General features: G+C 57.3%; 10 protein-coding genes. 8 read left to right on the top strand and 2 right to left on the bottom strand.

The features are described 5' to 3' along the window. The first annotated feature begins 6 nt into the window (after window positions 1–6). The 6 genes from CDO73_RS18880 to CDO73_RS18855 all read left to right on the top strand — a co-directional run bounded on the left by CDO73_RS18880 (window position 7) and on the right by CDO73_RS18855 (window position 10066). Entirely contained in the window at window positions 7–3057 is a 3051-nt protein-coding gene (locus CDO73_RS18880) for a transglutaminase domain-containing protein (RefSeq protein ID WP_088490083.1), read from the top strand. Between the two features lie 60 nt (window positions 3058–3117). Continuing rightward, window positions 3118–4221, top strand: a complete 1104-nt coding sequence (locus tag CDO73_RS18875) for a glycoside hydrolase family 18 protein (RefSeq protein ID WP_088490082.1) — start codon at window positions 3118–3120, stop codon at window positions 4219–4221. Window positions 4222–5037: 816 nt separating this feature from the next. Then, on the top strand, window positions 5038–5814 hold the full coding sequence (locus tag CDO73_RS18870) for a class I SAM-dependent methyltransferase (protein ID WP_256972764.1): 777 nt from the start codon (window positions 5038–5040) through the stop codon (window positions 5812–5814). A gap of 139 nt (window positions 5815–5953) precedes the next feature. Further along, window positions 5954–7651, top strand: a complete 1698-nt coding sequence (locus CDO73_RS18865; RefSeq protein ID WP_088490081.1) for a M3 family oligoendopeptidase — start codon at window positions 5954–5956, stop codon at window positions 7649–7651. A gap of 142 nt (window positions 7652–7793) precedes the next feature. Next, window positions 7794–9494 (top strand): M3 family oligoendopeptidase, encoded by a 1701-nt coding sequence (locus CDO73_RS18860; RefSeq protein WP_088490080.1) that lies wholly within the window; start codon window positions 7794–7796, stop codon window positions 9492–9494. A 95-nt stretch (window positions 9495–9589) separates the two neighbouring features. After that, window positions 9590–10066 carry a hypothetical protein gene (locus CDO73_RS18855; RefSeq protein ID WP_088490079.1) on the top strand — a complete coding sequence of 159 codons (477 nt, stop codon included), beginning with the start codon at window positions 9590–9592 and terminating at the stop codon, window positions 10064–10066. On the opposite strand, the gene CDO73_RS18850 is transcribed toward CDO73_RS18855, so the two are convergent. Then, window positions 10055–10936 (bottom strand): helix-turn-helix transcriptional regulator, encoded by an 882-nt coding sequence (locus tag CDO73_RS18850; protein WP_088490078.1) that lies wholly within the window; start codon window positions 10934–10936, stop codon window positions 10055–10057. The two genes, CDO73_RS18855 and CDO73_RS18850, sit on opposite strands and share 12 nt — an antisense overlap. Window positions 10937–11098: 162 nt before the next feature. On the opposite strand from CDO73_RS18850, the gene CDO73_RS18845 reads away from it, so the two are divergent. Beyond that, entirely contained in the window at window positions 11099–11515 is a 417-nt protein-coding gene (locus CDO73_RS18845; RefSeq protein WP_088490077.1) for a response regulator transcription factor, read from the top strand. On the opposite strand, the gene CDO73_RS18840 is transcribed toward CDO73_RS18845, so the two are convergent. After that, entirely contained in the window at window positions 11509–12075 is a 567-nt protein-coding gene (locus CDO73_RS18840; RefSeq protein ID WP_088490076.1) for a YdeI/OmpD-associated family protein, read from the bottom strand. The two genes, CDO73_RS18845 and CDO73_RS18840, sit on opposite strands and share 7 nt — an antisense overlap. Before the next feature lie 297 nt (window positions 12076–12372). Here CDO73_RS18840 and CDO73_RS18835 point away from each other — a divergent pair, with 297 nt between their 5' ends. After that, window positions 12373–13953 (top strand): sensor domain-containing diguanylate cyclase, encoded by a 1581-nt coding sequence (locus CDO73_RS18835; RefSeq protein ID WP_179218750.1) that lies wholly within the window; start codon window positions 12373–12375, stop codon window positions 13951–13953. Window positions 13954–13965: the final 12 nt, after the last annotated feature.

Below are 13965 nucleotides of genomic sequence, written 5' to 3'. Positions count from 1 at the left end.
AAGCGGATGGGAACGGATAAAGCGGCACGCGACCCGATAACGGAAGCGGCCGGGAAAGCGGAATCCGGCAAAGTCGGGACTTCCGCGGCTCGGGAAAGCTTTTCGCTGAGTTCGGCGGAACTGGCCGCGCTCGAAACGAGCTTCAACCTCAGAAGAGAGCTGGCGAAGCATCGCGAACAGGAATTGTTCGGCGTCTTGACGGGCGATCTGAACGAAGAAGAACGGCTGGCGCTCGAATGGCTGTACGCGCATATGCCGATCAACGATCTGGCGGATTACGACGGCGAATTGTTCTTGTCGCATGTCCGGCAGGCGCTTGAGACGCGCCGCCGCATGCCGTGGGGCGCACGCGTGCCGGACGAGCTGTTTCTCCATTACGTGCTGCCGCCGCGCATCAACAACGAACGGATCGAAGATTATCGCGGCGTCATCGCCGGAGAGTTGGAAGAACGCGTCCGGAACCTGACGATGGCCGAAGCCGTGCTGGAAACGAATTACTGGTGTTACGAAAAGGCAACCTATACCGGCAGCGACGCCCGTACGATCTCGCCGCTCGGCTTGATGCGCAGCGCCAAAGGACGCTGCGGCGAAGAATCTACGCTGGCGACGGCCGCTCTGCGCAGTATCGGAATCCCGGCCCGTCAGTGTTATACGCCGCGTTGGGCGCATGTGGACGATAACCATGCGTGGGTCGAAGCTTGGGCGGACGGCGCTTGGCATTATATCGGAGCCTGCGAACCGGAACCCGCGCTCGATCGCGGTTGGTTCGACGGCCCGGCCCGCCGCGCGATGCTGGTGCATACCCGGGTATCGTCCGGTTATGCCGGACCCGAACCGATCACCGTCGGCGGCGGCGCGCATACCGAGATCAATCTGCTGTCCAATTATGCCCCGACGCGCAAGCTGCACGTACGCGTCGCGGATCGCTTCGGCCGACCGGCCGGCGGCGCGAAGGTGCAGTTTCAGCTCTATAATTACGCCGAGCTGCATCCGATCGCCGAGATTACGGCGGACGGGCAAGGAAGCGTCTCGTTCGTGACCGGCTTCGGCGATCTGGTCGTCCGGGCCGCGCAAGGCGGATTCTGGGGCGAAACGACGGTACGGGGCTTCGGCGCTTCGACGCCGGAAGAAAACGCGGAACTGGTGCTGGATCAAGAAGGCCAGCCGGAAGGCGCGGTCGATATCGATCTGACGCCGCCGGGAGAACTCGCGGCGGACCCGGAAGCGGAAGGACAAGCATTGAGCGAAGCGGCGCTTGAACGCCATCGGGAAAAGGTCGCCGAAGGCGAACGGATTCGCGCCGCTTACGAGCGGACGTTCGCGGGCGAAGCGGAAGCGAACGCGCTGGCCGCGAAAACGGGCTTGGACGCGAAGCGCACGCTGCGCGTGCTGGAAGACGCGCGGGGCAACGTCGAAGCCATCGCGGCGTTCTTGGAGGACCATGCGCCGCGCTTCGGGGAGTGGCCGCTTCGGCTGCTGGAGAGCCTGACCGCCAAAGACTTGATCGACAGCGATCGTCGGACGTTGGACGACCATCTGCTGCACGGCTTGGAAGCTCTGGCGGACTATGCGCCCGAGCTTGATCTCGGGTCCCCGGCGGCTCGGGCCGGGGGCGAAGAGGCGGACGGAAACGCGGCGCCGCTTCCGGAAGACCTCGCGCACGTGCTGAATCCGCGCGTGCGCTGGGAGCGGCTGGCTCCCTACCGAGGCGCGCTGCGCGCCGCTTTCTCCGCCGAGCAGCGGGCGGCCTTCCGGGCAGACCCGCGCACGCTGGCGCGTTATGTGGCCGCGAACCGGACCGTTCGCGGCGAGCTGACGCCCGTTCCCGGCAAAGCTTCGCCGGCCGGGACGTGGGCTCTTAAGACCGGCGACCGCGAGTCGGTCGAGATCCTGCTGATCGCCCTCTGCCGAAGCTTCGGCATACCGGCGAGACTGCATCCCGCCGATCAGCGGCCGCAGGCGCTTGTAGGCGGCGAATGGACCGATCTGGAGCGGCCGACAGACATCGGCCGGCAGTCCGCGACTGAGGAGGCTGATGAGTCCTCGCCTCGCGAAGCCCGAAACGAAGGAAGCGGTTCGTCGTCCGCCGCTTCGGACCCGTCGACGGCGCATCCCGCCGTCTCTCTACTCGGGTCGGCCGGTCTTGATGCTCCGAAATCCGCATCGGCCGAGGCCGATCCCGCCGATCCGGCACGTCAGCCGTCGGCCGCCGCTGCTGCGGCCGTTCCGCCCAGCGGCGGCGGAGGAACGCTGCGCCTGCTGCGCGGCGCGGCCGCCGAAGCCGCGCCTGTCTCCGTCGAAGCCGCTTATCGCGAGAATTTTACGCTGGCGCGGCTGGAGAACGGCTTCTACGCGACGCTGGAATACCCGTTCCGGGAAAAAGACGTTTATGACCGTCCGTTCGAACTGCAAGCTGGCGATTACCGGATGACCACGGGGATTCGCTTGCAGGACGGCCGCGTGCTCGGCCGACTGCTTTATTTCAAGATCGAGCCGGGCGCCGAGACGCAGCTTGAACCGTTGTTCCGTCAGCCGGAAGAAGCGGTTCCCGTATTGGGAGCCGCGCCGGGCGATGCGCCCCTGCTGCGGACCGGCGTCGAGACGGCTTCGCTTGCGGAGTTGGCCGGAAGCCGGGGAGCGCTGGTCGCTTGGATCGATCCGAGACTCGAACCGACCCGCCATCTGCTGCGCGAAGCCGGAGAATCGCGAACCGAGCTGGAAGCGGCAGGCAGACCGTTGATCCTGATCTTGCAAAGCGACAGCCCCGTCAACGCGGTCGAAGATCGCGCTTCGGGGAACGCCGAAGAAGCCGGTGCGAAACTGCCGCCTGAAGTCGCTTCGTTCGTGCCGAAGCCGCTGCCAAGCGGTACGGTATTCGCATATGACCGATTCGGCGAAGCGCTGAACGCGATGAAAGCCGCGTGTCCGCCGCCGGGTACGGAATACCCGCATCTATTCGTTTTGGACGAGTCGCTGAACGTTCGTTACGCCGAATCCGGTTATAAACCGGGCAGCTGCGGCGAAGCGCTTCAAGTGCTGCGCTCCGTTACGGATTGACGGCCGCGTCGCTCGTTTCCTTGATCGCGGCTTCATCACTTATAGAAAAGAGGAATCGACTTGACAGACCTTTCTCCGAATTCGTTATCCGACGCCGCCGAGTTCCGCACGGTCGGTTACGTCGGCCATGCCGATCTGCCGGATCTGCATGCCGACGATCTGCGCAAACTGACGCATATCAATATCGCGTTCGGCCATGTGCAAGATGACGCGATCGTCACCGGACACCTGCGCAACATGGAAGAGATCGGCCGTCTTCGCCGCGAACATCCGCCCGTCCGCATCCTGCTGTCGGTCGGCGGCTGGAGCGCGGGCGGATTCTCCGAAGCGGCTTCGACCGAAGCGGGACGCCGGCGCATGGCCGAATCCGCTCTGGCCGCCGTCGAGACTTACGATCTGGACGGCGTCGATCTGGATTGGGAATATCCGTGTTACGGAGAAGCCGGCATCGGCGCGAGCCCGAACGACCGCGTCAATTTTACGCTGCTGCTGCAAACGATTCGCGAAGCGTTCGACGCTGGAGGCGCTGCGGAAAGTCGGCATTATCTGCTGACCATCGCCGCAGGAGCGGACCGTTATTACATCGACGGAACCGATATGGCCGAAGCCCAGCGTTATCTGGATTACGTGCAGCTTATGACCTACGATATGCGCGGCGGATTTCAGGTATTGACCGGCCATCATACGAATCTGCATACGCCGACCGGCGATTTGTTCCGCATCAGCGTCGAAGAATCGGTCAACTTGTTCGCCGGAGCCGGCGTGCCGAAGGACAAGATCGTGATCGGGGCCGCTTTCTATTCCCGAATGTGGAAAGGCGTTCCGGACGTCGACAACGGCCTGCACCAGATGGCGGCGACCAGCGGCGGTTACGGACCCGAATTCACGGAATTGGATGCCGCGTATATCGATCGGAACGGCTTCCGCCGCTATTGGGACGACGAAGCGAAGGCTCCGTATTTGTACGACGGCGGCCGGCATGACGGCGGGACGTTCATTACGTACGACGACGAAGAATCGATCGCCTTTAAATGCGAATACGTTCGAGCCGAGCGTCTGGGCGGCGTGATGTTCTGGGAATATCGCTGCGACCGGACGGGAAAACTGCTGGAAGCCGTTCGCGCGGGATTGGCGAGCGAAACGCCGTCTTCGGTGCGGCGATAAGTGGCCGCTATATTCAGAATTCCCGTTTTGTAGATTTAGTAGGCTGACCGCATAAAATCTAAGGTTTGAGTTCTTCGGAAACCCGCATGGTTCAAGCGGGTTTCCCGTCGGAGACTTCGTATACGGGTTAGGTACGAACTCTCGGAGGGCGAAACCTAACCTCTTAAGCGGTCAAGGTAATAGAAGGTCGCGTCGACAATTTGGCAGCGTAGAGCACGCAGCCGACGGCCTTCCGGTAGCTGCATTGACAAAAAGGCAACGTAGAACACAGGATCGACGACCCTGCGATAGCTTCATTGACGAAAAGGCAACGTAGACGCGGAAAACGAGCCTCATTTGGCGATGCAGCGTTTCTACGTTGCTTTTTAAGCAATGTAAGATAGCGGGCAAGCGAAAAAGCCTGTTCTACGTTGACGAAAAGACAATGCAGGACACAACGTCGAATACCATCCGCGAGTCGTGCGGTCGAAAAAGCAGCCTAATGAGCTGACCACATAGAATCTAAGGTTTGAGCCTTTCGAAAACACGCACGGTTTAAGGGGGCCCGTCGGAGACTTCGTACACGGGTTAGGTACGAAATCTCGGAGGGTGAAACCTAGCCTCTTAAGCGGTCGGCGTACCAGTCTTATCCGTCCAAAGCCTGAACCCGGTCATCGGTCCGGCGTACGATAGACCGAATCGCGAAGGGGCTTTATAATCGAATGAACGGCCCGGTATCCCCCGTTGTCGACAGCGGGGGACTTCGTTGTTCTCGGACGCGGCGCTGCCACAAAACGAAGAAACGGGTTCTCGTCCAGAAAGGAAGGAATACCGAACTTGAGAAACGAAACCGAATGGAACGACGCGCACGGCAACGACGAAGAATACGCGAACCCCGAACGTTACGATCGGGAGAACGAAGCTTGGAAGCCCGAACTTCCGATGCTGCTCGAATACGCGGCGCAGGCCGCGGGCGGAGCGATACTGGAGATCGGCTGCGGAACGGGACGTACGGCGATCCCGCTTGCGGAAGCCGGTTTCGAGGTGGTAGGCGTCGATCTGCACGAAGGCATGCTCGAATTGGCGCGCCGCAAAGCGGAAACGGCCGGAGTCGAGATTCGCTGGATCGCGGGCGACGCGGCGGCGCTGAATCTGACGTCCCCCGCGGGATTCGCTTATATGACGGGCAACGGCTTTCAGCACTTTTTGACCAACGAAGACCAAAACCAGCTGTTCTCGGCCGTATCGCGCAATTTGAAGAAAGGCGGCGTATTCGCGTTCGATACCCGTTTCCCCGGCTCGGAAGAACTGATGCAGCCCGAAACGGAAGAATACTGGCGTACGGCCGAAGAAACGGACGGCAGCCGAACGAACCTCTATACGATCGCCCGTTACGACGCGCTGACGCAAATTCAGCACTACACGACGATCCGGCGGCAGGAAAACGGAACCGAAGAGCGTACGCATATCGATCTTCGTTATACCTATCCGCAGGAACTGCTGCGTTTGTTGGAACAAGCCGGCTTTGAAGCGGAAGGTCTGTACGCCGATTGGCAGCGTTCGCCGCTCCGTCCCGACAGTTATTCGATGGTTTGCGTTTGCCGGAAAAAATAACCCGTCGATCAGGTTTGATCCTTCGTTATGTTAACTAACCTGCCGCAGAAAGCGAAAGTTTTGCATTTCATCTGGTGATTATGTTCCGAAATCGTTATACTGGGAAAAGAATCTATGAGATTAGAGGAGGAACACAGCCTTGACGACTTTTCAGCAATTCGATTACGTACGCCCTAATATTGACCAGTTGAAGATTAATTTCAAGGACCTGATCGCCAAGTTCGAAGCGGCGGGAAGCGCGGCCGAACAGGAATCCGTGATGCACGAGATCAATACCCTGCGCAACAGCTTCGACACGCAACATCAGCTCGTCAGCATCCGCCACTCGATCGACACGACCGACGAGTTTTACAAGACCGAACAAGAATTCATGGACGAAGTCGGCCCGGTGGTCCAAGAGTACATATCGGATTATTATCGCGCGCTGACGACGTCGAAGTTCCGCGGAGAACTCGAAAGCAAATGGGGAACCCAGTTGTTCGCTCTGGCCGAAAGCGCGATCCGCACGTTCAGCCCGGAGATCATCGAAGACCTTCAGCTCGAGAACAAACTCTCGACCGAATACGACCAGTTGATCGCTTCGGCGAAGATTCCGTTCGAAGGCGAAGAACGCACGCTGCCGCAATTGCTTCCGTTCGAGCTGTCGACGGACCGCGATATGCGCAAACGCGCTTCCGAAGCCCGTTTCGGTTTCCTGAACGAAAAAGAACCGGAGCTTGACCGCATCTACGACGAGCTGGTCAAAGTCCGGACGAAAATGGCGAAAAAACTCGGCTATCCGAGCTTCGTCGAAATGGGTTACGACCGCATGATGCGCACCGACTACAACGCCGAGATGGTCGCGAACTTCCGCAAGCAAGTGCAAGAAGAGATCGTGCCGGCGGCGACCCGTCTGCGCAAGCGCCAAGAAGAGCGGATCGGCGTCGATACGCTGCGTTATTACGATAACGGCTTCAGCTTCAAGACGGGCAACGCGACGCCGAAAGGCGATCCGGAATGGATCGTGAAGAACGGCGAAGAGATGTACAAAGAGCTGGCGCCGGAAACGGACGAGTTCTTCCAATTCATGCTGAAGAACGACCTGATGGACCTCGTGAGCAAAAAAGGCAAAGCGGGCGGCGGCTACTGCACGTACCTGCCGGACTACAAAGCGCCGTTCATCTTCTCGAACTTCAACGGAACGTCGGGCGATATCGACGTCTTGACGCACGAAGCGGGACACGCGTTCCAAGTCTATTCCAGCCGCGGACACGAAGTGCCGGAATACCTGTGGCCGACTTACGAGTCCGCCGAGATCCATTCCATGAGCATGGAGTTCTTCACTTGGCCGTGGATGGAGAAGTTCTTCAAGGAAGACACGGACAAATACCGGTTCGACCATCTGGCTTCGAGCCTGCTGTTTATCCCTTACGGCGTATCGGTCGACGAATTCCAGCACTTCGTGTACGCGAATCCGGACGCGACGCCGGACGAGCGCAAGACGGCTTGGAGAGACATCGAGAAGAAGTACCTGCCGCACTTGAACTACGAAGGCAACGACTATCTGGAGCGCGGCGGTTTCTGGCAGAAGCAGGGCCACATCTTCGGCGCGCCGTTCTACTACATCGATTACACGCTGGCTCAATTGTGCGCGTTCCAATTCTGGAAACGTTCGAGAGAAGATTTCGCGGATGCTTGGAAAGATTATATCCACCTCTGCGGTCTCGGCGGCACGCAATCGTTCGTCGGTCTGGTCAAAGAAGCCGGTCTGATCTCGCCGTTCGAAGACGGCTGCGTCGCTTCGGTGATCGGCACGATCGAAGAATGGCTGAACAGCGTGGACGACAAAGCGCTGTAAGTTACGTATGATGAAGTTCTTTCGCGTTTAGGCATTTCCGACAAGCCAAGCCTCCGTTTTCTCGACAGAAACGGAGGCTTTTTTACAAAAATGCCGCATCACCGCGTTTCCGTATCGACTTCCCCGAAAAGGAGTGTTTGTGATGACCTTAACTTTCAAGGAATATCCGTATACCCGGCCCGACGTCCAAGAGTATTCGCGCCGTTTCAAAGAAGTGTTGGCCCGATTCGAATCGGCCGCGAATGTGCAGGAAGCCGAAGCGGCGAACCGCGAATACAACGAGTTATACGGCAATCTGGCGACGCAAGTCACGCTGGTCACCATCCGTTATTCGGTCGATACGACCGATGCTTTCTATCAGGCGGAAAAAGCGTTCATGGACGAAAATATCCCGTTCATGCTGGAATTCGAGAACGCCTATTTGCGGCTGTTGGTCGATTCCCCGCTGCGAAGCGAGCTGGAAGCGAAATGGGGCCGCCAATTGTTCGAACTCGCCGATTGCAATCTCCGTTCGTTCAGTCCGGCGATCATCGAAGAACTTCAGCTCGAAAATAAACTGACGACGGAATATTCGCGTCTGATCGCGTCGGCGAAAATTCCGTTCGAAGGCGAAGAGCGCACGCTGTCGCAGCTGCTGCCGTTCGAGCTGTCGACCGATCGTGACATGCGCCGCCGGGCGTCCGAAGCCCGCTACGGATTCATGGCGGAGCACGAAGCCGACTTCGACCGCATCTATGACGAGCTCGTTAAGGTTCGGACCGCAATGGCGAAAAAACTCGGTTATCCAAGCTTCGTCGAGATGGGTTACGATCGCATGAAACGCACCGATTACGATGCCGGAATGGTCGCGAATTTCCGCAAACAGGTGCAGGAAGAGATCGTGCCGGCGGCGACCCGTCTTCGCGAACGTCAACAGCAGCGGATCGGCGTCGATACGCTGCGCTATTACGATAACGGATTCGCGTTCAAGAGCGGCAACGCGGCGCCCAAAGGCGATCCGGATTGGATCGTCAAGAACGGCGAAACGATGTACCGCGAGATGTCGCCGGAGACGGACGAGTTTTTCCGCTTTTTGCTGGATCGCGATCTGCTCGATCTGCTCAGCCGCAAAGGCAAAGAAAGCGGCGGTTACTGCACCTATCTGCCGGATTACGGAGCGCCGTTCATTTTTTCCAACTTCAACGGAACGTCCGCCGATATCGACGTGCTGACGCATGAAGCGGGACATGCTTTCCAAGCGTACAGCAGCCGTCATGTCGAACATAACGCCTATCTGTTCCCGACGTCGGAATCCGCCGAGATCCACTCGATGAGCATGGAGTTCTTCGCGTGGCCGTGGATGGAGAAGTTTTTCGAAGAAGATACGGACAAATACAAGTTCGATCATCTGGCTTCGGCGCTGCAATTTATTCCGTACGGCGTATCGGTCGACGAATTCCAGCATTTCGTGTACGCGAATCCGGACGCGACTCCGCAAGAGCGCAAAAGCGCTTGGAGAGAGATCGAGAAGAAATATCTGCCGCATCTGAATTACGAAGGCAGCGACTATCTGGAACGGGGAGGCTTCTGGCACAAGCAGGGCCATATCTTCAATACGCCGTTCTATTATATCGATTACACGTTGGCCCAGATCTGCGCCTTCCAGTTCTGGAAACGTTCGAGAGAAGACCGCGAAGCGGCATGGCTCGATTACGTGCATCTGTGCGGTCTAGGCGGAAGTCTGTCTTTTACCGGACTGGTTCGCGAAGCCGGTCTGATCTCGCCGTTCGAAGACGGGTGCGTATCGTCGGTGATGAAGCAGATCGAAGCTTGGCTGGACAGCGTGGACGATCAGGCTTTATGATCGAAGCTTGACGGTACAGGAAGAGCAGAAGAAGAACCGGCTGAAGACGCCGGTTCTTTTTTGTGCAAGAGATCGGGAAAGAGAGGCGAAGAATCATGCGATTCGAAGACGAACATGAGTTATGGAATCATTTTCGGGGAAAAATCGACGAGCAGCCGAAGATCGACGAAGAGCTGCTGTCGGACATTCTGCATCATTATCGGGAACGTCCGATCGCGGCCATGTCGAGCGTCGTGATCGCGCTGCTCAAAGAAGACAAGATCACCACGGAGCAGCACGAACGCATCCGGCGTTTCGCCGCCCAAGAACCTCTGCTGTCCGAAAAAGCGTTCCGCAAAGAATCACTGTCGTTCGAAGCGCGTACGAAAATCGCAAGCGGCGAGCCGCTTTCCCGCGCGGAAACAGAACGGTTGTACGAAGCGGCAGCTTTCGGGGTATTGGAATCGGCTTTCGACCGCAAAGCGATCCCGAAAGGCGCGATAGACGTATTCGTCCGGCCTGCCGAAGGCGAGACCGACCGCAAACGCAAGCTTTCGCTGTTCGACAAGGCGCAGGCGCGCTTACGCGGCTGATTTGCGCCGGAAATCCTGCGGCGTCTCGCCGAGATGTTTATGGAAGACGTGCGCGAAATAACTGGCCGATTGGAATCCGCACGCCAACGCGATTTCCGAGACGGGCCGGTTGGTTTCTTTGAGCATCTCGCAGCTTTTCTGAATCCGGTATTGAATCAAGTAATTGTTCGGCGTCAGATGCAGATGCTGCTTGAACAATTGGCAGCAGCGGCTTCGGCAGACCGAACCGGCCGCCGCGATCTCGTCGACGGTGAGCTTGGACTCGTACCGCTGATGAATATAGCCGGTCATCTCGTGGATGATCGCCATCTGATCGCTGCTTCCGGAATCGGCCGGGCTTTCTTCGAGCCGTTCGGCCGCAAGCGCGCATAGAGAAGAAGCTCGCGTCAATAAGTGAAGCGGATTATCGGGATCGCGTTCCATCTGTTCGTGAAGCGCCACGATCTCGTCCAATATCTCCCGTTGCCAAGAAACGTCCGGAGACAGCAGCAGGTAATCCTCCGCTTCCAGACCGAACTTGCGATCCGAATAAGCTTTGGCCGCCGGAGAAGTCTCGCCCAGCAGAGAAGGATGAACGGTCGCCAGAATGTAAGAGTAGCTGTCCACGGCTCCGGCGATTCCCCGGTGCAGCCGCTTCGAATTCACGAAGATTCCCATACCGCCGGTCACCGGAACCGCTTGACCGTTGACATAATAAGTCATCGCGCCGTCGAGCATCAACATAAACTCCAGATCCGCATGCCAATGGTAAGCGAAAGCCCGGGCATCTCGGGTACGCGGCGCGTCTTTGTAGGCGCATATCGGGAGATCCGGCACATTATATTTGAGGCGTTCGGAAAAATCGGAGAAAATTTCAAGATCTCGGTCCATAGCATCCCTCTCCACAAAAATACGATATTGATAGTATAATACCCGATTTTCGGAGCGGATGCTTTCTTTTTATTGTACAATTTCGATACGTCGAATTTGGAATTCGCGTTTCCCGAACGCCGCTTCATCACCTTTAGCGTAAGCAGCAGGAGTGTGACAGAGATGAATATTTTGATTATCGCCGACGACCGTTGCGTAACCGAGACGGTCAGAAAAACCGTTTATCAATGCGAACCTTCATGCACGATTTTTGAAGCCTCGTCGCCCAGAGAAGCGCTTCGGTTAATGCGGTCGGCATACATGAACATCGTGTTCTCCGAAATCCATATGCACGAGATGAACGGACTGGCTTTCGTAGAAGCGCATAAGCAATTGTTCGCCCGCAACTGTTGGATTGCCGTCTCGGAATTCAAGAGCTTCCACGATATCAAAAAAGCGATCCAGCTCGGCGGCCGCGACTATCTGCTGAAGCCGGTGGAAGAGCCGGTACTTCACGGTTTGCTTGAAGGCCTGATTCATGAAGAAAACGCCTATTGGCAGGGCGGATACGGTTACGATTCCTGCGCTTGCTGTCATTGAAGCCTTCCGTCGTCGTTCCATAGCCCGTACATCCGATTCGCTCGGGTATTCGCGATCCATTTCTCCAGCCTGGCGGCATACTGCTCGGGCTGTTTGCGGCAGCTCTGAATCGTGTCGATCCGGATGCGGCGGTACGTTTCGGGCATGGCCAAAAAATTCGCGTATACTTGAGGCTCTTCCTGCATGCGCCGTTCGATCTCTTCGTCGATCGCGAACGAATCCAATCCTTTTCGCGGATAAACGCGCCGTCCCGACTCCTGCATCAAGCCCAGCCGTTCGAGACGCAGCGCCCGCTGCTTGTTCAGCTCCGTCCATGAAGAATTGCGGCTTCTCGGAGACAACCGCTGCGCGACCGTACCGTCCGCTTGTTTCTTTTTGATCCCGTCGATCCAACCGAAACACAGACATTCTTCGACGGCGTCGAGATACAGAAGCGTCCCGGGAGTCGGTTTCATCGCGACGTTCACCCAACAGCAAGCAGCGGACAAGGCGTTGGCATCCAGCCAGCGCCTTAACTCTGCCCTCGTAGTTACTTCCGTCAGCAAAGGCTTGATCTCCATGTCCTATTCCTCCTTGCGATCTTTTCGTACCCCGATATCTTCTTCTACATCTTACAAGAAGAAGACTGACAATAGTTTGTCAGTCTTTTCGCCGGAAATCGATCGCTTGCCGAAATATCTCCGCAGATACTCCGCAGTTCGATTACTTTCGACATATTAACCGAAAATCAGTGCGGAAATGCCCCGTTTGCGGTCAAGCAACCTTGCAAAAACCGCGGTCTGCTCCGATATATAAGATACGGTCTGTCAGATTCCGATCTGATTATATCGCGATTATTTCCGAGGAGCATGAAGCGAATGAGAAAAGTGCCAAAAATAGCGATACAGGGAATCAAATTGTCGACCGTTATCGGGATGTTGTGCACGTTTATTTTGCTGTCTTCGACGGCGATCGGGTCATGGGTCGGTTACAACAACGATAGAAAAGCGTTGGAGATGCAGACCTTGACGTTGAACGAATATCAGGCCGGAGAATTGGCGAGGGTCGCCGGGACCGCCGTTTCTTCGATTCAAGGGTCGCTGCGGCAATTGGCCGCCGTTTTGTCTTCCGGCGACCTGTCGCCCGACACGATTCAGAAGGATCTGGAACTGTTCGGCGACTCGAGTCGCTTTTTTAATTCCGTCGTCGTGATCGGACCGGATGCCGTCGTGGATTATAACGTTCCTTACGATCTGGGACTGGTAGGGACCAAGATCAAGACTCCGGAAGTATTGAATTTGTTGTCTGCCAAGATTCCTCTGTTGACGCCGCCTTACAACGGGCCGACCGGACGCTATTTGTTTACCGCCAGCCAACCTTTGTTTTCGCGCGACGGGACTTACAAAGGAATCATCGTCGGCTCGATCTACCTGAAGGAAGCGAATCGCCTTCGGGAAATTCTCGGAACCCAGAATCAGAAAGCCGACGGGTCTTACTTCTACGTGATCGACAACGACGGACGCTATCTCTATCATCCGAACGAGAAGCTGATCGGCCTGCGGGCAAACGAATGTCCCGATATCAGCGTGTTTGCTTCGGGCGGTACCGGATCGAAACGAACCAGCCAGCAGAACGGAGAGCGATACTTGGCCGGCTACGCGCCGATTTCGCAGACGGGATGGAGCGTGATCTTTCAGACGCCGACCGAGAACGTCAACGCGTTCGCGCGGCAGTCGATTCTGGATACGACCGTTTATCTGATTCCTTCCGTGCTGCTGTCCCTGCTCTTGGTTTTCTTCATCTCGAACCGCTTGTCGAGACCGCTGCACGCGCTTGCGCGTTATACCGACAATATGGCCAATCGCAAGGAACAGGACGTTAAGCTGGAAGGCGGACGCTGGAATTACGAAGCGGTCATGCTGAAGAAAGCGATTCTGTTGGCCGAGACGAATACGCGGCAAACGGAAGCCGATCTGCTGAAGGAAGCCAATCACGATCCGCTTACGGGACTGCTGAACCGCCGGACGCTGGAGCATATGACCGAAGAGTGGATGCGGCAGCGCAGAACCTTCGCGGTCGTATTCGTCGATGTCGACCGGTTCAAGCCGATCAACGATACGTACGGGCATCAACAGGGAGACGAAGTGCTTAAGCGGCTCGGCGCGATCCTGAACGAACAGGTCGGCGTCCACGGACACTGTTTCCGCTACGGAGGCGAAGAATTCGTGCTGTTGCTTTCCGACCTGCGGGAGAACGAAGCGTTTGCCGTGGCCGAACGTATTCGCGTCGTCGTCGGGACGGCTCCGATGCCGATCCCGCAGACGGTTACCGTCTCGCTGGGACTGGCGGCTTATCGCGGCGAAGAAAGCGCCAAAGACCTGTTCCACCAAGCCGACCTCGCGCTCTACCAAGCCAAAAACGCCGGACGCGATCGTACGGTGATCGCCGAAGCCAAGTAACCCACACAAAAA

Origin of the sequence: Saccharibacillus sp. O23 (assembly GCF_002205895.1) — a bacterium.
GTDB lineage: Bacteria > Bacillota > Bacilli > Paenibacillales > Paenibacillaceae > Saccharibacillus.
Note: the sequence above shows the minus strand (reverse complement) of the source record. Positions and strands in the feature narration are given on the sequence as shown.

Coding starts and splice junctions, on each gene's coding strand:
- CDO73_RS18880 (WP_088490083.1), top strand. CDS start 7: ATGGGAACGGATAAAGCGGCACGCGACCCGATAACGGAAGCGGCCGGG.
- CDO73_RS18860 (WP_088490080.1), top strand. CDS start 7,794: ATGACCTTAACTTTCAAGGAATATCCGTATACCCGGCCCGACGTCCAA.
- CDO73_RS18855 (WP_088490079.1), top strand. CDS start 9,590: ATGCGATTCGAAGACGAACATGAGTTATGGAATCATTTTCGGGGAAAA.
- CDO73_RS18850 (WP_088490078.1), bottom strand. CDS start 10,936: ATGGACCGAGATCTTGAAATTTTCTCCGATTTTTCCGAACGCCTCAAA.
- CDO73_RS18845 (WP_088490077.1), top strand. CDS start 11,099: ATGAATATTTTGATTATCGCCGACGACCGTTGCGTAACCGAGACGGTC.
- CDO73_RS18840 (WP_088490076.1), bottom strand. CDS start 12,075: ATGGAGATCAAGCCTTTGCTGACGGAAGTAACTACGAGGGCAGAGTTA.
- CDO73_RS18835 (WP_179218750.1), top strand. CDS start 12,373: ATGAGAAAAGTGCCAAAAATAGCGATACAGGGAATCAAATTGTCGACC.